The organism is Pseudomonas sp. Y39-6, from assembly GCF_023651955.1.
GTDB lineage: Bacteria > Pseudomonadota > Gammaproteobacteria > Pseudomonadales > Pseudomonadaceae > Aquipseudomonas > Aquipseudomonas veronii.
On the sequence record NZ_CP069594.1, the window covers coordinates 1,827,990 to 1,849,350 of the forward strand.

At 62.9% G+C, this 21,361-nt stretch carries 24 protein-coding genes; 14 read left to right on the top strand and 10 right to left on the bottom strand.

The annotated features are described in order from the left end of the window. Nucleotides 1–13: 13 nt before the first annotated feature. On the bottom strand, nucleotides 14–853 hold the full coding sequence (locus tag JN756_RS08265; protein WP_057004993.1) for a cache domain-containing protein: 840 nt from the start codon (nucleotides 851–853) through the stop codon (nucleotides 14–16). Nucleotides 854–903: 50 nt separating this feature from the next. Beyond that, entirely contained in the window at nucleotides 904–1,677 is a 774-nt protein-coding gene (locus JN756_RS08270; RefSeq protein ID WP_201021985.1) for a transporter substrate-binding domain-containing protein, read from the bottom strand. A gap of 410 nt (nucleotides 1,678–2,087) precedes the next feature. Here JN756_RS08270 and JN756_RS08275 point away from each other — a divergent pair, with 410 nt between their 5' ends. The 5 genes from JN756_RS08275 (at nucleotide 2,088) to JN756_RS08295 (ending at nucleotide 6,747) form a co-directional block, all read left to right on the top strand. Then, entirely contained in the window at nucleotides 2,088–3,458 is a 1,371-nt protein-coding gene (locus tag JN756_RS08275; RefSeq protein WP_046384337.1) for a glutamine synthetase family protein, read from the top strand. 101 nt (nucleotides 3,459–3,559) lie between these two features. Further along, the gene (locus JN756_RS08280) at nucleotides 3,560–4,159 is read left to right on the top strand and encodes a class I SAM-dependent methyltransferase (RefSeq protein WP_079443069.1); all 600 of its coding nucleotides are present in this window, start codon (nucleotides 3,560–3,562) and stop codon (nucleotides 4,157–4,159) included. 122 nt (nucleotides 4,160–4,281) lie between these two features. Beyond that, nucleotides 4,282–5,415, top strand: a complete 1,134-nt coding sequence (rnd, locus tag JN756_RS08285) for a ribonuclease D (RefSeq protein ID WP_046384335.1) — start codon at nucleotides 4,282–4,284, stop codon at nucleotides 5,413–5,415. Continuing rightward, a complete protein-coding gene (locus tag JN756_RS08290; protein WP_017848744.1) occupies nucleotides 5,412–5,705 on the top strand; it encodes a YcgL domain-containing protein in 294 nt (97 codons plus the stop codon). The genes rnd and JN756_RS08290 overlap by 4 nt, the downstream gene beginning before the upstream one ends. A 109-nt stretch (nucleotides 5,706–5,814) precedes the next feature. Continuing rightward, nucleotides 5,815–6,747 (top strand): D-2-hydroxyacid dehydrogenase, encoded by a 933-nt coding sequence (locus JN756_RS08295; protein ID WP_017848745.1) that lies wholly within the window; start codon nucleotides 5,815–5,817, stop codon nucleotides 6,745–6,747. Nucleotides 6,748–6,798: 51 nt separating this feature from the next. Here the strand turns inward: JN756_RS08295 and JN756_RS08300 are convergent, their stop codons facing one another. After that, nucleotides 6,799–7,392 (bottom strand): nitroreductase family protein, encoded by a 594-nt coding sequence (locus tag JN756_RS08300; protein ID WP_201021986.1) that lies wholly within the window; start codon nucleotides 7,390–7,392, stop codon nucleotides 6,799–6,801. 153 nt (nucleotides 7,393–7,545) lie between these two features. Between JN756_RS08300 and JN756_RS08305 the strand changes: the two genes are divergently transcribed. Both JN756_RS08305 and JN756_RS08310 read left to right on the top strand, forming a co-directional pair. Beyond that, nucleotides 7,546–7,995: a YcgN family cysteine cluster protein gene (locus JN756_RS08305; protein WP_017848747.1), complete on the top strand. Its 450-nt coding sequence runs from the start codon at nucleotides 7,546–7,548 to the stop codon at nucleotides 7,993–7,995. 13 nt (nucleotides 7,996–8,008) lie between these two features. Beyond that, nucleotides 8,009–9,229: a hypothetical protein gene (locus tag JN756_RS08310; protein ID WP_201021987.1), complete on the top strand. Its 1,221-nt coding sequence runs from the start codon at nucleotides 8,009–8,011 to the stop codon at nucleotides 9,227–9,229. Between the two features lie 65 nt (nucleotides 9,230–9,294). On the opposite strand, the gene JN756_RS08315 is transcribed toward JN756_RS08310, so the two are convergent. The 4 genes from JN756_RS08315 to JN756_RS08330 form a co-directional block, all read right to left on the bottom strand. Continuing rightward, the gene (locus JN756_RS08315; RefSeq protein ID WP_017848749.1) at nucleotides 9,295–9,645 is read right to left on the bottom strand and encodes a YgaP family membrane protein; all 351 of its coding nucleotides are present in this window, start codon (nucleotides 9,643–9,645) and stop codon (nucleotides 9,295–9,297) included. Between the two features lie 68 nt (nucleotides 9,646–9,713). After that, nucleotides 9,714–10,181 carry an RNA methyltransferase gene (locus JN756_RS08320; RefSeq protein ID WP_017848750.1) on the bottom strand — a complete coding sequence of 156 codons (468 nt, stop codon included), beginning with the start codon at nucleotides 10,179–10,181 and terminating at the stop codon, nucleotides 9,714–9,716. Between the two features lie 199 nt (nucleotides 10,182–10,380). After that, nucleotides 10,381–10,755, bottom strand: coding sequence for a YajD family HNH nuclease (locus tag JN756_RS08325; protein WP_003210675.1), 375 nt, complete (start codon nucleotides 10,753–10,755; stop codon nucleotides 10,381–10,383). 60 nt (nucleotides 10,756–10,815) lie between these two features. Continuing rightward, complete coding sequence (locus JN756_RS08330; RefSeq protein ID WP_017848751.1) at nucleotides 10,816–11,502, bottom strand: spermidine synthase; 687 nt, start codon at nucleotides 11,500–11,502, stop codon at nucleotides 10,816–10,818. A 78-nt stretch (nucleotides 11,503–11,580) separates the two neighbouring features. On the opposite strand from JN756_RS08330, the gene JN756_RS08335 reads away from it, so the two are divergent. Beyond that, nucleotides 11,581–11,859 (top strand): hypothetical protein, encoded by a 279-nt coding sequence (locus tag JN756_RS08335; RefSeq protein ID WP_017848752.1) that lies wholly within the window; start codon nucleotides 11,581–11,583, stop codon nucleotides 11,857–11,859. 34 nt (nucleotides 11,860–11,893) lie between these two features. On the opposite strand, the gene JN756_RS08340 is transcribed toward JN756_RS08335, so the two are convergent. Then, nucleotides 11,894–13,948, bottom strand: coding sequence for a S9 family peptidase (locus JN756_RS08340; protein WP_057004996.1), 2,055 nt, complete (start codon nucleotides 13,946–13,948; stop codon nucleotides 11,894–11,896). Between the two features lie 21 nt (nucleotides 13,949–13,969). On the opposite strand from JN756_RS08340, the gene JN756_RS08345 reads away from it, so the two are divergent. The 4 genes from JN756_RS08345 to JN756_RS08360 all read left to right on the top strand — a co-directional run bounded on the left by JN756_RS08345 (nucleotide 13,970) and on the right by JN756_RS08360 (nucleotide 16,822). Beyond that, nucleotides 13,970–14,503 carry a hypothetical protein gene (locus JN756_RS08345; protein WP_017848754.1) on the top strand — a complete coding sequence of 178 codons (534 nt, stop codon included), beginning with the start codon at nucleotides 13,970–13,972 and terminating at the stop codon, nucleotides 14,501–14,503. Nucleotides 14,504–14,533: 30 nt separating this feature from the next. After that, nucleotides 14,534–15,310 (top strand): class II glutamine amidotransferase, encoded by a 777-nt coding sequence (locus JN756_RS08350; RefSeq protein ID WP_108524354.1) that lies wholly within the window; start codon nucleotides 14,534–14,536, stop codon nucleotides 15,308–15,310. 11 nt (nucleotides 15,311–15,321) lie between these two features. Then, nucleotides 15,322–15,864: a DUF2937 family protein gene (locus JN756_RS08355; protein WP_017848756.1), complete on the top strand. Its 543-nt coding sequence runs from the start codon at nucleotides 15,322–15,324 to the stop codon at nucleotides 15,862–15,864. A gap of 217 nt (nucleotides 15,865–16,081) precedes the next feature. Then, entirely contained in the window at nucleotides 16,082–16,822 is a 741-nt protein-coding gene (locus tag JN756_RS08360; protein ID WP_046384331.1) for a 5-oxoprolinase subunit PxpA, read from the top strand. A gap of 25 nt (nucleotides 16,823–16,847) precedes the next feature. On the opposite strand, the gene JN756_RS08365 is transcribed toward JN756_RS08360, so the two are convergent. Both JN756_RS08365 and JN756_RS08370 read right to left on the bottom strand, forming a co-directional pair. After that, a complete protein-coding gene (locus JN756_RS08365; RefSeq protein WP_046384330.1) occupies nucleotides 16,848–18,026 on the bottom strand; it encodes a vWA domain-containing protein in 1,179 nt (392 codons plus the stop codon). Nucleotides 18,027–18,037: 11 nt separating this feature from the next. Further along, nucleotides 18,038–18,883: an AAA family ATPase gene (locus JN756_RS08370; protein WP_017848759.1), complete on the bottom strand. Its 846-nt coding sequence runs from the start codon at nucleotides 18,881–18,883 to the stop codon at nucleotides 18,038–18,040. A gap of 256 nt (nucleotides 18,884–19,139) precedes the next feature. On the opposite strand from JN756_RS08370, the gene cysK reads away from it, so the two are divergent. Together cysK and JN756_RS08380 are read left to right on the top strand one after the other, a co-directional pair. Further along, nucleotides 19,140–20,114 carry a cysteine synthase A gene (cysK, locus tag JN756_RS08375; RefSeq protein ID WP_201021988.1) on the top strand — a complete coding sequence of 325 codons (975 nt, stop codon included), beginning with the start codon at nucleotides 19,140–19,142 and terminating at the stop codon, nucleotides 20,112–20,114. Nucleotides 20,115–20,300: 186 nt separating this feature from the next. Next, on the top strand, nucleotides 20,301–21,239 hold the full coding sequence (locus JN756_RS08380; protein WP_017848761.1) for an aspartyl/asparaginyl beta-hydroxylase domain-containing protein: 939 nt from the start codon (nucleotides 20,301–20,303) through the stop codon (nucleotides 21,237–21,239). Nucleotides 21,240–21,361 lie beyond the last annotated feature (122 nt).

The window sequence follows — 21,361 nt, forward strand, 5'->3', positions numbered from 1 at the left end:
CCGCCTGTGCAATTCAAGGGCTGTAATAACCGACCGCCACCATGAAATGCCCGGTTTTGCGCAAATACGCATGCTTGTTCTCGACCTTGCCGGTCACCGGGTTTTTCCAACGGTACTTGTACTCACCCTGATCCTGCTCCGCCATCAACTTGAGGATCGGTGCGCCCACCGGCTTGCCGTCGGGGTCCTTGATCTTGCTGAAGTCGGTGTTGATCAGCCGCAGGTTGGTGCCATGGGCGACATAGCGCCGGGTATCGAGGTCGACCACGAACACGTAGAGATCGTCCTGCAGGAAACCGCCCTGCAATGAGTTGATCGCCTTCAGCGTGCCGGCTTCATCCTTGACCAGCGCCTTGACGGCCTGGTCCCGCAGCGCTCGCGCCTGTTCCGGCGTGGCCCGTGGCAGGTAATAGCCCACCGCCAGAATGCGTTCGCCGACACGCTGATAAAACACATGCTTGTGTTCGATCTTGCCGTCGTTCCAGTTCTGCCAGCGGTAGTCGGCCTGCTGGATGCCCTGGCCTTCCGGCGCCTTGAGCGCGTCCTTGAACGACTGGCGCAAATCCGCCCCGAGCACTTCGGACACATCGCGGCCGATCAAGGCGGAGGAGGGCCCGCCGCTGGCCAGCAACACGCCCTGAGTGTCGACCACGAACACATAGCGGTCATGGTCGACGAACTCGCCCTGGCGGCTGAAGGCGGCGAAGGCCTTGTCGCCATTGCTCTGGTAGTAGGCCAAGGCTTTCCCCAGCAGAGCCTTGGCCGCCTGGGCGTCCTCCTCCGGCAAGGTGGCGGCGTGTACCTGGCTGAAACCCAACAGCAGCAGCCAGCTGAATCGGAGCAGTCGCTTCATTATCCGTGCCTCGTTCTTATAGATGTGAGCACAGCTTAGACGGCTGCGGCTCAGGGCGCCGCCAGCCATTGATTGACGATGCCGTCGTACACCCCGGTGGCCACGCTCAGGTGCAACCACTGGTCGACGTAACTTTTCCAGGCCACATCGTCGCGGGGCAGCAGGAAGGCTTTCTCGCTATATTGCATCTGCCGCTGCGGGTTGACCGCGCACAGCCCCGGCTTGAGTTTCTGCTGGAAGCGCGCCTCGCTGGCGTCGGTGATCATCACATCGGCCTTGCCCGCCAGCAGTTCGTCGAAGATGGTCACGTTGTCGTGCAGGCGTATCTGCGCCTGGCCCAGGTGCGCCCGGGCGAACACTTCGTTGGTGCCGCCCGCCGGCTCGATCACCCGCACCTGCGGCTGGTTGATCTGCTCGACGCTCTGGTAACGCTGCACATCGGCGCAGCGCACCAGCGGGATCTTGCCGTCGACGCCGAGGGACTGGCTGAAGAACGCCTTTTTCTGGCGTTCCAGCGACACCGAAATACCGCCCACGGCGATGTCGCAGCGGTGCGCGAGGAAGTCCGGCATCAGGCTTTTCCAGGTGGTGGGCACCCAGGCGATCTTGGCGTTGAGGCTCTTGGCCAGGGACTCGGCCATGGCGATATCGATGCCTTCGTAGCGGCCATCGGCACGCAGGAAGGTGTAGGGCTTGTAGTCGCCGGTGGTGCAGACGGTGAGCGTGCCGCTGTCGAGCACGTTGTCCAGGCGCGAGGGGGGCGTGTCCGCGAGGGCGGGTGTCGCCAGACTCACCAATACACACAGGGCTAAAGGAGCTTTCATGCGGTCGAGTCCTTGGGCATGATCGGGCGGCCATTATTTCCAGCAAGATGGTGGGGTGGCAAGGACGGTGAATGTTTAGCCAACGTGCAACCAAACTCCGTCAACCCTGAATTGACGCCCCTGACCCGGCGTGTGACGCTGCCGGGCATCTCCCTCACGGTGATTCGCCCATGGACGGTTACCCCGACACTTACCCCGAGACACTGCCTGGCGTCGTCGCGCCGAGCGGTCCGGCGGATGTCGAGGCGTTGCCCTCCGCGCTGGCTTTCTGGGCCCTGTTCCACTGTCGACATGCGCGCCCACCAGATACCTCTCTCCTACGTTGATCTATCCGATGGATGACGCGCACCTGCGCGCATCCGCCCGGCGGCGCCTGTGCGCCTGCCTGACGCAAACGTATGAGAATTGCCATGAGTGTTTTTGCCAGCCTGCACGAAGCCCGCTCTTTCCTTGAGCAGAACCCGGACATCGAGATGTTCGAGCTGTTTATCCTCGACAACAATGGCGTGCCGCGCGGCAAGTTGCTGCATCGCGACGAACTGCTGGCGGTGTATGAAAGTGGCCGCCCGCTGCCCAGCACGATCCTTGGCCTGACCATCCATGGCGATGACGTGGAAAACTCCGGACTGGTGTGGGAGGTGGGCGATATCGACTGCCGTGCGTACCCGATCAGCGGCAGTTTGCAGCGCATGCCATGGCGGCTGATTCCGACGGCGGCGGTGCAAGTCAGTATGCACCCCACCGAAGGCTTGCCCGCCACCGTGGCCGACCCCCGGCACGTGCTGGCCAGGGTGATCGACGGGCTCAAGGCCGATGGTTATTACCCGGTGATGGCGGCGGAACTGGAGTTCTACCTGCTCGACCAGAAACCCGACCACAACGGCCGCCCGCAACCGGCGCGCGACATGGACGGCGGCCGCCCGCGTGCGACCCAGGTCTATGGCCTGCGCGAGCTGGAGCAGATCGAGCCGTTTCTCGCCGACCTTTACAGCGCCTGCAAACTGCAAGGCATCCCGGCGCGCACGGCAATTTCCGAATACGCGCCGGGCCAGGTCGAAATCACCCTCGAACACCGCACCGATGCCCTGCAAGCGATGGACGAAGCGGTGCGCTACAAACGCCTGGTCAAAGGCGTGGCGCACAAGCACGGGATGACGGCGTGCTTCATGGCCAAACCGTTCGACGACCTGGCCGGCACCGGCATGCACATGCATGTCAGCCTGGCGGACGCCGAAGGCCATAACCTGTTCGCCAGCGAGGCCGCCGACGGTACGCCGCTGCTGCGCCAGGCGGTGGGCGGCATGCTCAGCACCTTGCTCGATTCGCTGCTGATGTTCTGCCCCAACGCCAACTCCTATCGCCGCTTCCAGACCAACAGCTACGCGCCGCTGGCCGCCACCTGGGGCGTCGACAACCGCACTGTCAGCCTGCGTGTGCCGGGTGGTCCGGCGCCGTCGCGGCACATCGAACACCGCCTCTGCGGCGCCGACGCCAACCCTTATCTGGCGGCGGCGGCGATCCTCGCCGGTATCCACCGCGGCATCCGCGAACGACTTGACCCCGGCGCTCCGGTGGAAGGCAACGGCTACGCCCAGGCCAACGCGTTGCTGCCCACCGATTGGCTCACCACCCTGCGCGCCCTGGAAGACTCCAGCTGGGCACGGGAGGCGTTCGGCAGTGAGTTTCTCGGCGTGTACCTGGCGGTGAAACGGGCTGAATATCGGCAGTTCATGGGCGAGGTGGGCGAGCAGGACTGGCGCTGGTATCTGCACTCGGCGTGAACGGATTGACGGTGGTGGTTTTTTCGACCTTTTTTTCACGTTGCACTGGTTAAGCTGCGAATCAAGGTCATTCACTACCGTTCCACTCACATGAGCCCGTGATGTTGTCACCACCACTTTCGTCCATCGAGATTGAATACGCCGAACGCTGTGACCGTGAGCACGCCAGGGTCTGCGGCGATACGCGCCCGCCTGGGCTGCGTCAGCGTCTGGCGGCGTGGCGTGACGGGCGGCTGGTGCGCAATGCCCTCAAGGTGGCCGGCGAGCCCGGTCTGATCCTCGACCTGGCCTGCGGTTCGGGGCGGTTCTGGCCGGTGTTGGCCGAACACGTCAACCGGGTCATCCTCGCCTCGGATAACTCCCAAGACATGCTCGACCACGCCCGCACCCATCACCCGGCGGCGCTGCTCAAGCGGGTCAAGACCTTTCAGGGCTCGGCGTTTTCCATCGGCTTGTCGGCGAACGCGGTAGATTGCATTTTCTGTCTGGAATTGTTTCGCCACGTGCCCAGCAGCGAAGGGCGCCAAGCGCTGCTGCAGGAGTTTCATCGGGTCAGCCGCGACACCGTGATCGTGTCGGTCGCCTCCCGGACGCCAGTGGAGGAGGAGTTCTGCCAGGCGGGGTTCCAGGTCCTGAATCACCAGGAGTTCATTCCTGGCTCCAGCGTATGGCGTGTCTACGTTCTACGTAAGATGGGATAACTCCAATCTGTCGGACTATTCTTTACACGCTGTCGGAGTTTTCATGATTGCGTGTGCACTGCGGATGCTCGCAAGTCCCTTCCGCGATATATACTGCGCGCCATCCTTCAAGGGAGAGCCGTGTGGCCATCGATATTCACTGGATCTGCGACAACGATAGCCTCGGCCAGCATTGCGCCGAATGGCAGCAGTTGCCATTCGTCGCCCTCGACACCGAATTCATGCGGGTCGACACCTTTTATCCCATTGCCGGGCTGATCCAGATCGGTGATGGCGTTCGCGCTTACCTGATCGACCCCCTGACCATCGACAACTGGCAACCGCTGGCGGCGTTGCTGGAAAACCCGGCCGTGATCAAAGTGGTCCACGCCTGCAGTGAAGACCTGGAAGTGTTGCTGCGCCTGACCGGCAGCCTGCCAGTGCCGTTGTTCGACACCCAACTGGCCGCGGCTTACCTGAACCTCGGCTTCTCCATGGGCTATTCGCGCCTGGTGCAAGCCGTGCTCGATATCGACTTGCCCAAGGGCGAAACCCGCTCGGACTGGCTGCAGCGCCCGTTGTCCGAGACCCAGGTGAGCTACGCCGCCGAAGATGCGGTCCACTTGGCCGAGGTCTTCATTCGCCTGCGCCCGCGGCTGTCGGACGACAAATACGCCTGGGTCCTGGAAGACGGTGCCGAACTGGTGGCCAACCTGCGCCGCGAAGTCGACCCTTACGAGGTGTACCGCGAGGCCAAGCTGGCGTGGAAACTGTCCCGTGCCCAACTCGCCGTGCTGCGTGAACTGTGCGCCTGGCGCGAGCAGCAAGCGCGTGCCCGTGACCTGCCGCGCAATCGCATCATTCGTGAACACTCGCTGTGGCCCCTGGCCAAATCCCAGCCGGATAACCTCGCCGCCCTGGGCAAAATCGAAGACATGCACCCGCGCACCGTGCGTCAGGATGGCCAGTTTCTGCTGGACCTGATCAAGCGCGCCGGCAGCGTGTCCATGGACCAATGGCCGCCCGCCGTGGCTGAACCGCTGCCGGTGGATGCCGCTGCGCTGATCAAGCACCTGCGCGCCTTGGGCCAGGCGCAAGCCGAACGCCTGGAGATGGCGCCGGAACTGATGCTGCGCAAGAAAACCCTCGAAGCCCTGGTCAAAAGTGGCTACCCCGACGGGCCTTACCAATTGCCAGACTCGCTGCGTGGCTGGCGCCGCGAGTTGATGGGCCAGGCGCTGCTCGACAGCCTGGCCACTGCCGGAGAACAGCCTTGAAACGTATTTGCTCCATCTATCGCAGCTTGAAACGCAACGAAATGTATCTCTACGTGCTGAAAAGCGATGCCCTGGAGCGCGTGCCGGAACCCTTGATGGAAGCCTTCGGCAAGGCCCATCACGCCTTCGACATGGTGCTGACGCCCGAGCGCAAGCTGTCGCGCGAGGACATCGCAGTGGTCCTGGAAAACCTCGAAAAGCAGGGCTACCACTTGCAAATGCCACCGGCCGAGGACGAGTACATCGAACACTTGCCCGAAGAGCTGCTGCGCCGCAACGACCCGATGTGATCGCGGCGTGCCCTGCCCGGGGCGCATTCTTTTCCATGGAATCGTATTAATGGATGGTGGCCGTAAGGATGCGGGCGGCCGTCCGCATTGTTTTTGAAAGGTTTGAACCATGCGTGTTCTGATTGCTGAACAGGATCACCCGCTCTACGCCCGGTTGCTGAGCGAAGCGGCCCCGGACCTCGAGGTGTTGACCAGCGGCGACTCGGCCGAACTCTCGCGCCTGGCGGCCGATTGCCCGGTGTGGCTCGGCCAGCCGGACCTGCTCGCCACCCTGTTGCGCCAGGGGCACCAGCCGCAGTGGCTGCAATCGACCTGGGCCGGCATCACGCCGCTGCTGGCCGACGGCCTGCCCCGCGACTATCGCTTGACCCGTGCGGTGGGGATTTTTGGCCAGGTCATGGCGGAATTTATCCTCACCTACATGCTCGGCCATGAACGCGAAGTCTTGGCGCGCCTGGTCAGCCAGGTCGAGCGCAAGTGGGACAACCGCATGGGCCAGAGCCTGGCGGGGCGCACGGTGCTGATCGTCGGCTGCGGTGATATCGGCCAGCGCGTGGCGCAGTTCCTCGTGCCGTTTGGCGTCAAGCTGTACGGCATCGCCAGCCAGGCGCGCGAGCAGGCGCCGTTTGTCGAAGTGGCTGCGCTCGATCAACTCGGCCGGCTGGTGGGCGAAGCGGACTACGTGATCAACCTGTTGCCCAACACGCCGAACACCCACGACCTGTACGACGCGGCGCTGTTCAAGCAATTCAAGCCGAGCGGGTTGTTTATCAACGTCGGCCGCGGCGTTGCGGTGGTTGATGCGGATCTGGTCGAAGCGTTGAAAGAAGGGCACCTGGCTGGCGCGGTGATCGACGTGTGCCGCCAGGAACCGTTGCCGCAGCGCCACCCGTTCTGGACCGCCTGGGGCTTGCTGCTGACCGGGCACAGCTCGGCGCCGACCTCGCCGTCGATGATGGTGCAACTGTTTCTGGAAAACGTGCGCGCCTACCAGGCCAAGCAAGTGTTGCGCGGTGAAGTGGATTTCGAGCGCGGCTACTGACACCGCGTCGAACCACAGGTGGGGGCTGGCGAGCCAGCTCCCACGTCAGTCCTAGAGACTGAAATAGCCTTGCGAAACCAGCTCGCTCAACGGCTTGCGCGGGCTTGGGGTCTCACGGCCTTGCAGGTACTCGGGCAAGCTCGACTTGTCGCCCAGCTTGCCAATCGCGACCGCCGCATGCAGCGCATAACCCTCGGGAATCTTCAGCTCCTTGCGCGTCAGCGCCTGATCGAAGCCGGCCATGCCATGGCTGTGCCAGCCGCTGAGGCTGGCCTGCAGCGCGAGGTAGCCCCAGGCCGAACCGGTGTCGAAGGTGTGCCACAGCGCCGGGGTTTCTTCGCTGGCGCCGGGGGCGATGAAGTCGGTTTTCGAGGCGATGATCACCAGGGCCGACGCATGCTGCGCCCAGTTGCGGTTGAATTCGTTCAACAGGCCGAGGAAACGCTCCCAGTCCGGCGTGTCACGGCGCGCATAGAGAAAACGCCAGGGCTGCGAGTTGTAGGCCGATGGCGCCCAGCGCGCGGCTTCGAAAAAACTCAGCAGGGTTTCCTGCGGGATGCTCTCGCCGGTAAAGGCGCGGGGCGACCAGCGCTCAGTGAACTGGGGGTTGATCGGGTAATCGGCAGCGCGGGGGTTGGTGCTCATGGGCAGTTCCTGATCGTCAATTCGGCGCTCAAAGCTACTGCGCTCCCGCTAGACTGACAAGTCTTGCAACACCGCCAGTCGTAAGCGCTTGGCCCCAGTGGCCTTGGGCACTAGACTGGCGGCCTTTTCACCCACCGATACCGATGTAGAGCCATGGCCGCCAAAGTCGAACCTTTCTGGATACGCAAAACCCTTGAACACCTCGATCAGGAGGAGTGGGAGTCGTTGTGCGACGGCTGTGGCCTGTGCTGCCTGCAAAAGCTCGAGGATGAAGACGACAACAGCGTCTATTACACGCGCATCGCCTGCAAACTGCTCGACCTGAAAACCTGCCAGTGCACCGATTACCCCAACCGCCGCGCGTCGGTGCCCGACTGCATCCAGCTTACCCCGGGCCAGGCCGACCAGTTCAAGTGGTTGCCGCCCACCTGCGGTTACCGCCTGGTCAGCGAGCGCAAGGACTTGCCGCTGTGGCATCACCTGGTCTGCGGCGACCGTGACGCCGTGCATCACGAACGCATTTCCCAGTCCGGACGCATGCTCCGCGAAGGCAGCGTGCCCGAAGAAGACTGGGAGGATTACCTGATCTTCCGCGCTGGCTGAACAAGGAGCGAGTATGAAGGGGCTGACCCGGCTGGCGGCAAGCCTGGTGTTGCTGGCGCTGAGCACACCGGCGTGGTGCGCGAAGAAAGTCGACTTGGACTATCACGTCAAACTGCTGCCCCAGAGCGATCAGGCTGAGGTGCGCGTGAGTCTGTCCCAGGGTTCGGCGGTGCGCAGCCTGGATTTCGAGCTGGGGCGCGACGGTGACTACAGCGATTTCAAGGCCGATGGCCAATGGAAAGTCAGTGGCCATCGCGGCCTTTGGCAACCCAGCGCCGACAAGGCCAGCCTGACCTACCGTGTACGCCTCAGCCATGCGCGCAAGCCGGGTATCTATGAAACGCGCATGACGCCGGGTTGGGCGCTGTTTCGCGGGGAAGACCTGGTGCCGACCGCGCACCTCGACCAGCAGGACGGCGTCGAGCTGGTCTCGCGCCTGGTGTTCGAGCTGCCGACGGGCTGGAAAAGCGTCGAAACCGCCTGGCCGCGTATCGGCAAGCACACCTTCCGGATCAACAACGTCTCGCGCCTGTTCGACCGCCCCACCGGCTGGATGCTCGCCGGTAACCTCGGCAGCCGCCGTGTGCGCCTGGGCGAAACCGACGTCACCGTGGCCTCGCCCAAGGGCCAGGCCATGCGCCGTATGGATGTGCTGACGTTGCTGACTTTCGTCTGGCCGCAGGTGGAAGCCGCGTTCCCGCGTCACCCCGCCAAGCTATTGATTGTCGGCGCCAGCGACCCGATGCGCCGTGGCGCCTTCTTGGCGCGCGACTCGGTCTACCTCAACAGCCGCACGCCGCTGGTCAGTGAAAACGGCAGCAGCCCGTTGATCCGCGAAGTGGTGCATGCCATCGGCCGCTTCAGTGACCATGATGCCAGCGACTGGATCAGCGAAGGCCTGGCGGAGTATTACGCGATCGAACTGCTGCGCCGTGGCGGCGGGATCACCGATGAGCGCTATGCGGCGATACAGGCGCGGTTGACCCGCGAAGGCAAGGACGTCACCAGCCTGCGTGGCGAGCACGTCAGCGGCGCAACCGTGGCGCGGGCAGTGGTGGTGATGCAGGAGCTGGATCGCGAGATCCGCGTGAAAACCCACAACAAGCGCTCGCTGGATGATCTCGCGCAAGTGGTGATGCGGGCGAACAGCGTCAGCACCCCAGAGTTTGTGCGACTGGCTCAGAGCATCATCGGCGAGTCGTCGGTGGTGTTGGACTCCAAGCTGTTGCGCTGACCCAGAATAAAGGTGGGAGCAAGCCGCCTCCCACATCTGGATCAGCAACAGACAGAAGACTTGGCTCAGCCGGTGGTTTTTGTGGCCTTTTCGGCCCCCGTTTGCGCCTTGGTCTTCAGGTTCTTCAACTCGTCACCGGCCCGCTCGATTTTCGTGCGCAGGCTGTTCATTTCCTGGCGACCTTGTTCCAGCTTGTCCTTGAGCGAACTGTGCCCGGTAAACCCACGCGTCAGCGCCACGCCGCCAATCGCCACCTGGAGCAGCCCGAAAATCCCGCCACGGCGCAGGCCTTTGCCGACCATGATCACGCCGCCGGCCACCGAGCCGATGCGCTCCCAGCCGTGTACGTTCTGCGTGGGGCGGGCCTGGCGTGGGGTGGATTCAATGACAGGTCGCAGGGTTTTGCTGTCGCTCATGATCGGTCTCCAACAAGGGCTAGTGATACGCAACTGACTGTGTGCAGGCGCCGGATGTTCCCGGCAACTCAGTATTTGGGCCCCGAGCGGGTGTTATTGCCCTTGGCCAGGCGGTCGTAGAGCACCACGTTGACGGTGGCGGCGAGGTTCATGCAGCCGGTGGTCGGGATGTACACCACGTCTTCACACCAGTCGCGAATCTCTTTGTCGAGGGAGCCGTCCTCGGGGCCGAAGATGTACAGCGCGCGGTCGGGGTGGGTGTATTCGGGCAGCGGGCGGGCGCCGTCCACCAGTTCGACGGCGACCGGGATGCAGCCCAGCGGCAGGATTTTTCTCAGGTCATCGATGCCGATCAGCGGAATGTCGTGGTGGACCTTCTTGGTGTCGGTGATGAAATCCCGGGCGCGCTCGTAGCGTTTGCCGGTGTAGAACACCGAGGCCACGCCGTAGCAACCGGCGGCGCGCATCACCGAACCGACGTTTTCGGGGGATTTGGGGTTATACAGACCGATGCAGCTGTAGCGTTTATTGCCCACGGGGAAGGGTGCCTTGGAGAAAAGCGGCGATTATACGGGGATTGGTCGGGCTGTGGTCGCTATCGAGCGCTGCGTCGCTGGCGCTGCTGCCTTCGCGAGCAAGCCCGCTCCCACATTGGTCCGTGTCCATGCTCTGGAATGCGGTCAAAGGTAGGAGCGGGCTTGCCCGCGAAGAGGGCGGGGCAGCCCGCGCGCAACTTCAGTCGTCTTTCTTCATCAACCCTGCCAACGCCGCGAACGGGTTGTGCGTGGCCTTGGCGATCGTCGGGCTGCTGGTGGAGCCTTCGCCGAAGTACTGCTGGTCGGTGTAGCGCGAGTGCTCGTTGTCGTGGCAGTACAGGCACAGCAACTCCCAGTTGGACCCATCCTGGGGATTGTCGTCATGGTTGTGGTTGCGGTGGTGTACGGTCAGTTCGCTCAGGCGCTTGCCGGCGAATTCACGGGCGCAGCGGCCGCACACGTGGGGGTACATTTTCAGGGCTTTGTCGCGGTAGCCCATTTCCCGGTCGCGCTGGGCATCGGCGAGGATGCGGTCGAGCTTGGCGGTGTGGGAGGGCGGGTTGGTCGAGCTCATCATGGCTCCTGTCTTCGGGTGGTTCACGGATAGGGTTGATTCTAGCCAATCGCGGCGCAATTAGCCCTTGAGCTTTTCCGCAATCCAGATGGTGTGCCGCGTGCCCTTGTTGCCATGGGCGAACACTTGCACTTCCTCGGCCTTGAAACCGGCCTTGCGCAGCTTGTCGCTGAACAGCTTGTCGGCGCTGGCCGACCACACCGCAAGTACGCCCTTGGGGCGCAGGGCCTTGGCGCAGGCGGCCAGGCCACCGGCGGAGTAGAGCCAACTGTTGGCTTTTTGCGTAAGGCCTTCGGGGCCGTTGTCCACGTCGAGCATGATCGCATCAAAGCCCTGAGGCTCTGCTTGCAGCACCTTGGCCACGTCTTCCATGCGGACCACGGTGCGCGGGTCAAGCAGCGGGCGCCCGGCCTTTTCGCCCAAAGGGCCACGGTTCCACTCCACGACTCCGGGCACCAGTTCTGCCACCACCACTTCGGCGGTCTTGCCCAGGTGCTTGAGGGCCGACGCGAGGGTGAAACCCATGCCCAGCCCGCCGATCAATACCCGCGAACCGGGGCGGCCGGCGACTTTGCGACAAGGGATTTCTGCCAGCGCGTCTTCGGAGCCGTGCATGCGCGTGTTCATCAACTGGCCGCCGTCGCCGCCCTGGATCTTGATGACAAAGTCCTCGCCGTATTCGAACAGGCACAAGGCACCGCCGTTGTCGGGGATCGGGGTGGTGTCCAGCAGAACGAAACGTTTCATGGAGATCTCATTGGGAAGGGCATTCTTGCGCGGTTGGGAGTAGCCTTACGACATTCCGGTCAGGCCATGGAGCCATCGATGAAGTGCAGCATTCTAACGGTCATTGTGTTGGGCGCGCTCACATTGGGTGTGGCGCAGGCTCAGGAGTTGCAAACCGTACCGGTTGCGCCGGCGCCAACCCCAGGCGCGCCGGGCACCCCCACCCCGACGCTGTATCCGCAAGTCACCCCGCCGGCGGTGCCCAAGACGAACGGCTCGCCGCCGCTGGTGCCTATCGTGTTACCTGCGCCACCGAAGGACCAGACGGTCCCCGGCGTGCCGCCGAACGACAGCAAGCCGAAGACGCCCGGCGGTTAACCGCGTCGAGCGCTCCGGCGTTCAGCCAGGACCGCTAAACCAGCCCCAGCGCCTTGAACACAAATGCATATTCGAGCGCTACGTCACGTAATCCCTGGTAACGCCCGCTCATGCCGCCATGGCCGGCCCCCAGTTCGGTCTTGAGCAGCAGCAGGTTGTCGTCCGTCTTGGTGTCGCGCAGCTTGGCCACCCACTTGGCCGCTTCCCAGTACTGCACGCGGCTGTCGTTGTAGCCGGCGATCACCAGCAGGGCCGGGTAGGCCTGGGCGCGCACGTTCTCATACGGAGCATACGCCTTGATGCGCGCATAGACCTCGGGCTCCTGCGGGTTGCCCCACTCGTCGTACTCGGTGACGGTCAGCGGCAGGTCCGGGTCGAGCATGGTGTTGAGCACGTCGACGAACGGCACTTCGGCAATCGCCGCCTGGAACAGCTCCGGACGCTGGTTGAGCACCGCGCCGATCAACAGGCCACCGGCGCTGCCGCCGCTGATCACCAGCTGTTTGGCGCAGGTCAAACCCTGTGCGATCAGGTGTTCGGCACAGGCGATGAAGTCGTTGAACGTGTTCTGCTTGTGTTCTTGTTTGCCATTGCGATACCAGGCTTCGCCCAGCTCGCCGCCGCCGCGCACATGCGCAATGGCAAACGCGACGCCACGGTCCAGCAGGCTCAGGCGCGCGTGGGAGAACCACGGATCGAGGCTCTGGCCGTAGGCGCCATAGCCGTAGAGGTACAGCGGCGTCGGTTTGCCAAGCTGGTCGCGCTTGACCACCAGGCTGATCGGCACCTGGGTGCCATCGGCGGAGGTTGCCCACAAACGCTGGCTGACGTAATCGTCGGCGTTGAAGACGCCGAGTACCGGGGTTTCCTTGAGCACCTGTTGCGCGCCGCTGGCCAGTTCCAGCTGGCGCACCTGGGCCGGACGGTTCAGGGCTTCGTAGCGCAGGCGGATCTTGTCGCTGGGGAATTCCAGGCTGTTTTGTACGTAGAGGCTGTAGGCAGCGTCAGGCAATTCCACACGATAGGTCGGTAGACCCTGGGGATGCACTTCGATGACCGGCAGGCCGCCGATGCGCAGGCTCAAGGTCATGGCGCCGGCATTCAGGCTCACGCCGTCGAGCATCACCTCATCGCTGTGGGGGATCAGGTTTTTCCAGTCGGCCTGGGTCGGCACGCGGCCGGTGTCGGCGGCGACGAACAGGGCGTAGTTGATACCGTCGCGGTTGCTGCGGATGAACCAGGTCCACGCGCCGTCGAGCTGGCCGTGGTCGACGTCGTACTCGTGGTCTTCGACCCGTGGCGCCAGGCAGGTGAAGTCCAGGTGCGGCTGGTCGGCGTCCAGCGCCCAGATTTCACTGGTGGTCTTGCTGCCCAGGGCCACCAGCAACTGGCGCTCGGAGCTGGAACGGTAGCAGTGCAGGAAGAAACGCCCGTCGGTCTCGTGGAACACTTCCTGCGCGGCGGTGCCGTCCAGGCGATAGCGGTAGAGTTTGTGCGGACGATGGGTATCGTCCAGTTCGCCGAAAAACAGGGTCAGGCTGTCATTGGCCCAGGTCATGCTGCCGTCGCAGTTATCGAACGCCAGTTCGCTGACTTTGTCGGTGGCCAATTCCTTCACGTACAGGGTGTAGATCTCTTCGCCATTGGTATCGAGGCTGTAGGCCAGGCGCTGATGGTCGGGGCTGATGCTGAACGCACCGAGGGAGAAAAAGCCGCCGTTGGCCAGCACGTTGGGGTCGAGCAACAGCTCCTCGCTGCTGTCATCCACCTGGTTGCTGTCGTCGGCCGGGCGGCGGCAGCGGTAGTGGCGGGCGTATTCGTCGCCGGCGGTGGTGCGCGTGTAATACAGGTACGGGCCCCAGGGGGAGGGCAGCGACAGGTCGGTTTCGAGGATACGGCCCTTGATCTCTTCGAACAGGGTTTCACGCAGCGCCTGTTGCCCGGCGAGTTGGGCTTCCTGCCAGGCGTTTTCGGCTTTCAGGTAATCCATCACTTCTGCGCTGTCACGCACTTGCAGCCAGGCGTAAGGGTCCTGGCCTGGGGCCTTGCGGGCAATCGGGGCGGCAGTGATGGGGGTCGATGGCGGCATGGATCACTCTCTGTCTGGCGGATGGTGGCAGGCATTGCAGCCGCGACACGCAAAAGCCGTTATCATAGCGGCCTGTTTGCCTACCTTGCCATGGACACCATGACCGAGAACGATTATCTGACCGCTTGGGGCCTTTACGCCTTCGCCGCTTTGGGCTGCCTGTTGGTGTGGTGGCGCATGACCCGCTGGATCTGGCGCTGGTTGCGCGAGCCACTGCAATTGCTGATGGCCGTGCTGCTGTTGAGCCCGACCATCGTCGACCCGGTCAAGACCCAGTTCGCGCCGGCCGTGGCGATTACTGCGCTGGACCTGGTGCTCAAGGTCGGCAATAACGCCTGGCGGGCCGTCTCCGATTTGTTCATGTACACGATGATCGCCTTTGGCGTGTACCTCGTGTTTGTGTTGATCCGCTGGCCCATCGAGCGCGCCGCCAATGCCCGCCGTGAGCGCAAGGCCGCCGCTGATGCCGCCTTGGCCGCCGAGCCCGAAGACGATGACGAGCCGTTCCGTCGCCCGGCGCCTGTGGGCGGTATGCGGGTCGAACCGCGCCTTTAACGTTGTCTGCCCTGCAGCGAGAGCCCTGGCATGTGTGAATTATTGGGCATGAGTGCCAACGTCCCCACCGATATCGTGTTCAGCTTTACCGGGCTGATGCAGCGCGGTGGGCGTACCGGCCCCCACCGCGACGGTTGGGGCATCGCGTTCTATGAAGGTCGTGGCCTGCGCCTGTTCCAGGACCCGGCCGCGAGCAGCGAATCGGAAGTCGCGCGGCTGGTGCAGCGTTATCCCATCAAAAGTGAAGTGGTGATTGGCCATATCCGCCAGGCCAACGTGGGCAAGGTGTGCCTGTCCAATACCCACCCGTTCGTGCGCGAGCTGTGGGGGCGTAACTGGTGCTTTGCGCACAACGGCCAATTGGCCGACTTCAAACCGCGCGCCACGTTTTACCGGCCGGTGGGCGACACCGACAGCGAAGCGGCGTTCTGCGACCTGCTCAACCGCGTCCGCGAGGCGTTCCCGGAGCCGGTGGAGATCGAACAGATGCTGCCGGACCTGATCGCCGCCTGCACCGAATACCGCAGCAAAGGCGTGTTCAACTGCCTGCTCAGCGACGGCGATTGGTTGTTCTGCTACTGCACGACCAAATTGGCCCAGATCACCCGGCGCGCTCCGTTCGGCCCGGCACGCTTGAAAGATGTCGACGTGATCGTCGACTTCCAGGCCGAAACCACGCCCAACGATGTGGTAACGGTGATCGCCACCGAACCCCTGACCGACAACGAAAACTGGACCCGCTACGAACCGGGCCAGTGGAGCCTGTGGCGGCGCGGTGAATGCGTCAGCCAGGGCATTACCGAGTAAGGAAGTCGACTATGTTGCTCAGCTATCTGCGGTTGGTGTTGTTTGCCATTGGCTTGTTGGTCGGTGTGCAAGTGCCGGGGTTCATCAATGACTACGCCAAGCGCGTCGAAGCCCACCTGATCGAGGCCCAGACCGGCCTGCGCGGCTTTGAATCCACCGCGCAACAGTTCTTCAACGGCGACTTGCAGGCCCTGGTCGCCCACTACCGCGCCAGCGACGACCCGGTGTTTCGCAGCGATGCCAACAGCCTCGGCACGTTGTTGGATCGTCAGTTGGCGCTGGACAAGCAATTCCAGGCCATGCAAGGCCCCTGGTACATTCGCGCATTGCAGGTAGCGGTCGCGGCCGACCCGGCGATCCGCCTGGAAACCTGGAACGGCTACAGCTACCAGATCCTGCTGACCCCCGAAGCCATGGGCTGGGGCCTGGGCGGGGCGATGTTGTTGTCGTTCGGCCTGGAGTGCCTGTTCCGCTTGATCGACTGGGTGGTGCTGGGCGGCAAGCGCCTGCGCCAGAGCCGGCCGATCGAAGAGCGTGATTTGAAAGGGCTGTAGAAAGGCCTGTAATGGTGGGAGGGGGCTTGCTCCCACCGTTTTAATCGCGTTACTTCAACTTCATGGGGTCGACCTTTATGGGTTGGACGCCGTCCCGGACACACGCCAAAAATCGCGCCGTTTCACGATAAGTGTCGCTGGGACGGTGGGATAAGTTGCGAGTCTTGTGTAAAAGATCCCACACTACAAAAAAACAAAGCCTACAGGAGCACTCAGCGTGAGCCGTCTGCTATTGAATTGCGACATCGGCGAAAGCTATGGCAACTGGAACCTGGGTCTGGACGCTGAGGTCATGCCGTTCATTGATTGCGCCAACGTGGCCTGCGGCTTCCATGCCGGCGACCCGAGCGTCATGCGCAAGACCGTCGGCCTGGCGCTCAAGCATGGCGTGCTGGTCGGGGCGCACCCGGCGTATCAGGACCTGCAAGGTTTCGGCCGCCGTTCCATGGCCTACACGCCCGAAGAAATCCAAGACCTGTTGCACTACCAGATCGGCGCGCTCGACGGCATTTGCCGCGCCCAGGGCGGACGGGTCAGCTACGTCAAACCCCATGGCGCGATGTACAACGACATGATGGCCAACCCCGCGCAGTTGCGTGCGGTGATCCAGGCCGTTGCCGCTTACGGCGAACTGCCGCTGATGCTGCTGGCCACTCGCGACAACCGCGCGGCCCAGGCGCTGGGCGACGAATACGGTGTGATCCTGTGGTTCGAGGCGTTCGCCGACCGCGCCTACGACAACAAGGGGCACCTGGTTTCCCGCCAATTGCCCGGCGCGGTACACCACGATACCGAAGCCATCATCCAGCAATCCCTGACCATTTCCCGTGGCGAACCCTTGACCGCCAGCGATGGCAGCCCCTTGGTCCTGCGGGCCAATACCTTGTGTGTGCATGGCGATAACGCCAGTTCGGTGGCCTCCGTGCAGCGCATTCGCGAGGCGTTGAAGTGCCAGTGACGCCACGCCTATGGGAGATATCGGGTTACTTGGAAAGGAACCGCATGCCTTCTTCCAGCCCGCGCAAGGTCAGCGGATACATCTGGTCTTCGACCAACTCCCGCACGATCCCGGTCGACGCCGTATAGCCCCAGGTGTCCTTCGGATACGGGTTTATCCAGATCAGCTTCTTGTACTTGGCCATGAAGCGCTGCATCCACACATACCCCGGCTCCTCGTTCCAATGCTCGACGCTGCCGCCGGCCTGGGTGATTTCATACGGCGCCATCGAGGCATCGCCGATAAAGATCACTTTGTAATCGGCGCCATATTTGTGCAGCAAGTCCTGGGTGGAGGTGCGCTCCGACGTGCGGCGCTGGTTGTTCTTCCACACCGACTCGTACACGAAGTTGTGGAAGTAGAAGTACTCCAGGTGCTTGAACTCGGTCTTGCACGCGGAGAACAGCTCTTCGCAGATCTTCACGTGGGCGTCCATCGAGCCGCCGATATCGAACAGCAACAGCAGCTTGATGGTGTTGCGCCGTTCCGGGCGCATCTGGATATTCAGCAAGCCGGCATCGCGGGCGGTGTGGTCGATGGTGCCGTCGATGTCCAGCTCTTCCGCCGCACCCTGGCGCGCGAACTTGCGCAGGCGGCGCAGGGCGATCTTGATGTTGCGCGTGCCCAGTTCCACCTGATCGTCGAGGTTCTTGTACTCGCGCTGGTCCCAGACTTTCACCGCCTTGCCCTGGCGCTTGCCCGCATCGCCGACGCGGATGCCTTCCGGGTTGTAGCCGCCGGAGCCGAACGGGCTGGTGCCGCCGGTGCCGATCCACTTGTTGCCGCCGGCGTGGCGCTCTTTCTGTTCTTCCAGGCGTTTCTTGAACTCTTCGATCAACTTGTCCAGGCCGCCGAGGGACTGGATCTGCGCGCGTTCTTCGTCGCTCAGCGAGCGTTCGAACTCCTTGCGCAGCCAGTCTTCGGGGATCAGCGCCTGCAGGTGGTCGTCGAGCTTTTCCAGGCCGTTGAAATAGGCGCTGAAGGCGCGGTCGAACTTGTCGAAATGGCGTTCGTCCTTGACCAGGATCGCCCGGGCCAAGTAGTAGAACTCGTCCATGTCGGCGAAGATCACCCGCTGTTTCAGGGCGTTGATCAGGTCGAGCAGCTCGCGCACCGACACCGGCACCTTGGCTGCACGCATTTCATTGAACAGGTTGAGCAACATGGCAGGCGCCCTTATCGGTTACCGCGACGGCTCATGAACGCCAGGCGCTCGAGCAATTGCACGTCCTGCTCGTTCTTCACCAGCGCACCGGCCAGGGGCGGGATGGCCTTGGTCGGGTCGCGTTCGCGCAGTACCGCTTCGCCGATATTGTCGGCCATCAGCAGCTTGAGCCAGTCGACCAGTTCGGAGGTGGAAGGCTTTTTCTTCAGGCCCGGCACTTTGCGCACGTCGAAGAACACGTCCAGCGCTTCGCTGACCAGGTCTTTCTTGATGTCGGGGTAATGCACATCGACGATCTTTTGCAGGGTGGCGCGGTCGGGGAAGGCGATGTAATGGAAGAAGCAGCGGCGCAGGAACGCATCCGGCAGTTCTTTTTCATTGTTGGAGGTAATGATGATGATCGGGCGTTTCTTGGCCTTGATGGTCTCGTCGATTTCGTAGACGTAGAACTCCATCTTGTCGAGTTCTTGCAGCAGGTCGTTGGGGAATTCGATGTCGGCCTTGTCGATTTCGTCGATCAGCAGGATCACCCGTTCCTCGGCCTCGAAGGCTTCCCAGAGCTTGCCCTTCTTCAGGTAGTTGCGCACGTCATGCACCTTGTCCACGCCCAGCTGCGAGTCGCGCAGGCGGCTGACCGCATCGTACTCGTACAGGCCCTGGTGGGCCTTGGTGGTGGACTTGATGTGCCAGGTGATCAGCTTGGCGCCGAAGGATTCGGCCAACTGCTCGGCGAGCATGGTCTTGCCGGTGCCCGGCTCGCCTTTGACCAGCAGCGGCCGCTCCAGGGTGATGGCCGCGTTGACGGCCAGTTTCAGGTCATCGGTGGCAACGTAGGCCTGGGTGCCTTCGAACTTCATCGGTCATTCCTCGAATTCATCAATGCCCGACTATACCGTGCGGCCCCGGCGACTGTGAACGCAGACGGGTTATTCAGTCTCTGAATGACCAGTCACGCGTGCGCTCAGTGGATCGAAGGCGTGGTCGTTCCCGGGGCCGATCTGCGGGCTTGTAGGAGATTGACTATTGCGATGTCTCCGACGTTCCTCTGACTGGACGCTTTGGAAGACGAGGCATACCCTTGGGGCTTTCTTCAAGCCGCCTCAAGGACCCGTCATGAGCCGCATTTTTGCAGACAACGCGCACTCCATCGGTAACACGCCTCTGGTTCAGATCAACCGCATCGCACCGCGTGGCGTGACCATCCTGGCCAAGATCGAAGGGCGTAACCCGGGTTATTCGGTGAAGTGTCGCATTGGCGCGAACATGATCTGGGACGCGGAAAGCACCGGCAAACTCAAGCCGGGCATGACCATTGTCGAACCGACCTCGGGCAACACCGGTATCGGCCTGGCGTTTGTCGCCGCGGCCCGTGGCTACAAACTGGTGCTGACCATGCCTGCGTCGATGAGCATCGAGCGCCGCAAAGTGCTCAAGGCCCTGGGCGCCGAGCTGGTGCTGACCGAGCCGGCCAAGGGCATGAAGGGCGCAATCGACAAAGCCGCGGAAATCCTCGCCAGCGCCCCGGCCACCTACTACATGCCGGCGCAGTTCGAAAACCCGGCCAACCCGGCAATCCACGAAAAAACCACCGGCCCGGAAATCTGGAACGACACCGACGGCGCCGTCGACGTGTTGGTGGCGGGCGTGGGCACCGGCGGCACCATTACCGGGGTGTCGCGCTATATCAAGAACACTGCGGGCAAGCCGATTCTGTCGGTGGCCGTCGAGCCGATCGTCTCGCCGGTGATCACCCAGGCGCTGGCCGGTGAAGAGATCAAGCCGAGTCCGCACAAGATCCAGGGCATCGGCGCCGGGTTCGTGCCGAAGAACCTCGACCTGTCGATGGTCGACCGCGTGGAACTGGTGAGCGACGACGAATCCAAGGCCATGGCCCTGCGCCTGATGCGGGAAGAGGGGATTCTGTGCGGGATCTCCTGCGGCGCGGCGATGGCGGTCGCCGTGCGCCTGGCCGAGAAGCCGGAGATGCAGGGCAAGACCATCGTGGTGATCCTGCCGGACTCCGGCGAGCGCTACCTGTCGAGCATGCTGTTCAGTGATTTGTTTACCGATCAAGAAAACCAGGCTTGATGCAAATCAGCGTGAGAGCGGGGGCCTTATGCATAATTGGCCTACCCTCGCGCCGTTTTAAACGCTGATTGTTGGACTGCGCGGGTTTTTCCCGAGGTCCGGAGTGTTTATCATGGCCGGCTGCTACGCCTGGTTTCCCCTCGACGGGAGGTTGTTGGCCAGGCGCTTATTTCCAGGAGTTGCTGCATGACCTTTTCTTTGGCCGCCAAACTGTCGGTGTTGCTGGTGTTTATCGGCAGCACGCTGTACGTACACCTGCGCGGCAAGGCCCGTTTGCCGATGTTGCGCCAGTTCGTCAACCACTCGGCGCTGTTTGCCCCGTATAACGCCTTGATGTACCTGTTCTCGGCCGTGCCGTCCAAGCCGTACCTGGACCGCAGCAAGTTCCCGGAACTGGACGTGCTCAAGGACAACTGGGAAGTGATCCGCGAAGAGGCCATGCACCTGTTCGACGAGGGTTACATCCGCGCCGCCGAAAAGAATAACGACGCCGGCTTCGGCTCGTTCTTCAAGAAGGGCTGGAAGCGTTTCTACCTCAAGTGGTACGACAAACCGCTGCCGTCGGCCGAGGCCCTGTGCCCGAAAACCGTGGCCCTGGTCAGCAGCATCCCCAACGTCAAGGGCGCGATGTTCGCGCTGTTGCCGGGCGGCAGTCACCTCAACCCGCACCGCGACCCGTTTGCCGGTTCCTTGCGTTATCACCTGGGGCTGTCCACGCCGAACTCTGACGACTGCCGCATTTTCGTCGACGGCCAGGAATACGCCTGGCGCGACGGTGAAGACGTGATGTTCGACGAGACCTACGTACACTGGGTGAAGAACGAGACGGAAAAGACCCGCGTGATCCTGTTCTGCGACATCGAGCGCCCGCTGAGCAATCCGCTGATGACCCGCATCAACCGCTGGGTCAGCGCGCAACTGGGCCGCGCCACCGCGCCGCAGAACCTGGACGACGAACGCGTCGGCGGCATCAACCAGGCTTATGCCTGGAGCAAGTCGTTCAGCGACAAGATCAGCAGCGTGGTCAAGCAGTGGAAGCGCAAGCATCCCAAGGCCTACCGCATTGCGCGGCCGGTGCTGGCGGTTGTCGTCTTGGTACTGCTGTGGAAGTGGCTCTTCGGCTGACTTGAAGTTTTAAATGCGGTCAAAACTGTGGGAGGGGGCTTGCCCCCGATAGCGGTGTGTCAGTCATCAGATGTATCGACTGATCCACCGCTATCGGGGGCAAGCCCCCTCCCACATTGGAC

What these genes read in the sequence shown, in the direction of transcription:
- JN756_RS08265 (WP_057004993.1), bottom strand. Translation starts at nt 853, where the DNA reads ATGAAGCGACTGCTCCGATTCAGCTGGCTGCTGCTGTTGGGTTTCAGC.
- JN756_RS08270 (WP_201021985.1), bottom strand. Translation starts at nt 1,677, where the DNA reads ATGAAAGCTCCTTTAGCCCTGTGTGTATTGGTGAGTCTGGCGACACCC.
- JN756_RS08275 (WP_046384337.1), top strand. Translation starts at nt 2,088, where the DNA reads ATGAGTGTTTTTGCCAGCCTGCACGAAGCCCGCTCTTTCCTTGAGCAG.
- JN756_RS08280 (WP_079443069.1), top strand. Translation starts at nt 3,560, where the DNA reads ATGTTGTCACCACCACTTTCGTCCATCGAGATTGAATACGCCGAACGC.
- JN756_RS08295 (WP_017848745.1), top strand. Translation starts at nt 5,815, where the DNA reads ATGCGTGTTCTGATTGCTGAACAGGATCACCCGCTCTACGCCCGGTTG.
- JN756_RS08300 (WP_201021986.1), bottom strand. Translation starts at nt 7,392, where the DNA reads ATGAGCACCAACCCCCGCGCTGCCGATTACCCGATCAACCCCCAGTTC.
- JN756_RS08305 (WP_017848747.1), top strand. Translation starts at nt 7,546, where the DNA reads ATGGCCGCCAAAGTCGAACCTTTCTGGATACGCAAAACCCTTGAACAC.
- JN756_RS08310 (WP_201021987.1), top strand. Translation starts at nt 8,009, where the DNA reads ATGAAGGGGCTGACCCGGCTGGCGGCAAGCCTGGTGTTGCTGGCGCTG.
- JN756_RS08315 (WP_017848749.1), bottom strand. Translation starts at nt 9,645, where the DNA reads ATGAGCGACAGCAAAACCCTGCGACCTGTCATTGAATCCACCCCACGC.
- JN756_RS08325 (WP_003210675.1), bottom strand. Translation starts at nt 10,755, where the DNA reads ATGAGCTCGACCAACCCGCCCTCCCACACCGCCAAGCTCGACCGCATC.
- JN756_RS08330 (WP_017848751.1), bottom strand. Translation starts at nt 11,502, where the DNA reads ATGAAACGTTTCGTTCTGCTGGACACCACCCCGATCCCCGACAACGGC.
- JN756_RS08335 (WP_017848752.1), top strand. Translation starts at nt 11,581, where the DNA reads ATGAAGTGCAGCATTCTAACGGTCATTGTGTTGGGCGCGCTCACATTG.
- JN756_RS08340 (WP_057004996.1), bottom strand. Translation starts at nt 13,948, where the DNA reads ATGCCGCCATCGACCCCCATCACTGCCGCCCCGATTGCCCGCAAGGCC.
- JN756_RS08345 (WP_017848754.1), top strand. Translation starts at nt 13,970, where the DNA reads ATGGTGGCAGGCATTGCAGCCGCGACACGCAAAAGCCGTTATCATAGC.
- JN756_RS08350 (WP_108524354.1), top strand. Translation starts at nt 14,534, where the DNA reads ATGTGTGAATTATTGGGCATGAGTGCCAACGTCCCCACCGATATCGTG.
- JN756_RS08355 (WP_017848756.1), top strand. Translation starts at nt 15,322, where the DNA reads ATGTTGCTCAGCTATCTGCGGTTGGTGTTGTTTGCCATTGGCTTGTTG.
- JN756_RS08365 (WP_046384330.1), bottom strand. Translation starts at nt 18,026, where the DNA reads ATGTTGCTCAACCTGTTCAATGAAATGCGTGCAGCCAAGGTGCCGGTG.
- JN756_RS08370 (WP_017848759.1), bottom strand. Translation starts at nt 18,883, where the DNA reads ATGAAGTTCGAAGGCACCCAGGCCTACGTTGCCACCGATGACCTGAAA.
- cysK (WP_201021988.1), top strand. Translation starts at nt 19,140, where the DNA reads ATGAGCCGCATTTTTGCAGACAACGCGCACTCCATCGGTAACACGCCT.
- JN756_RS08380 (WP_017848761.1), top strand. Translation starts at nt 20,301, where the DNA reads ATGACCTTTTCTTTGGCCGCCAAACTGTCGGTGTTGCTGGTGTTTATC.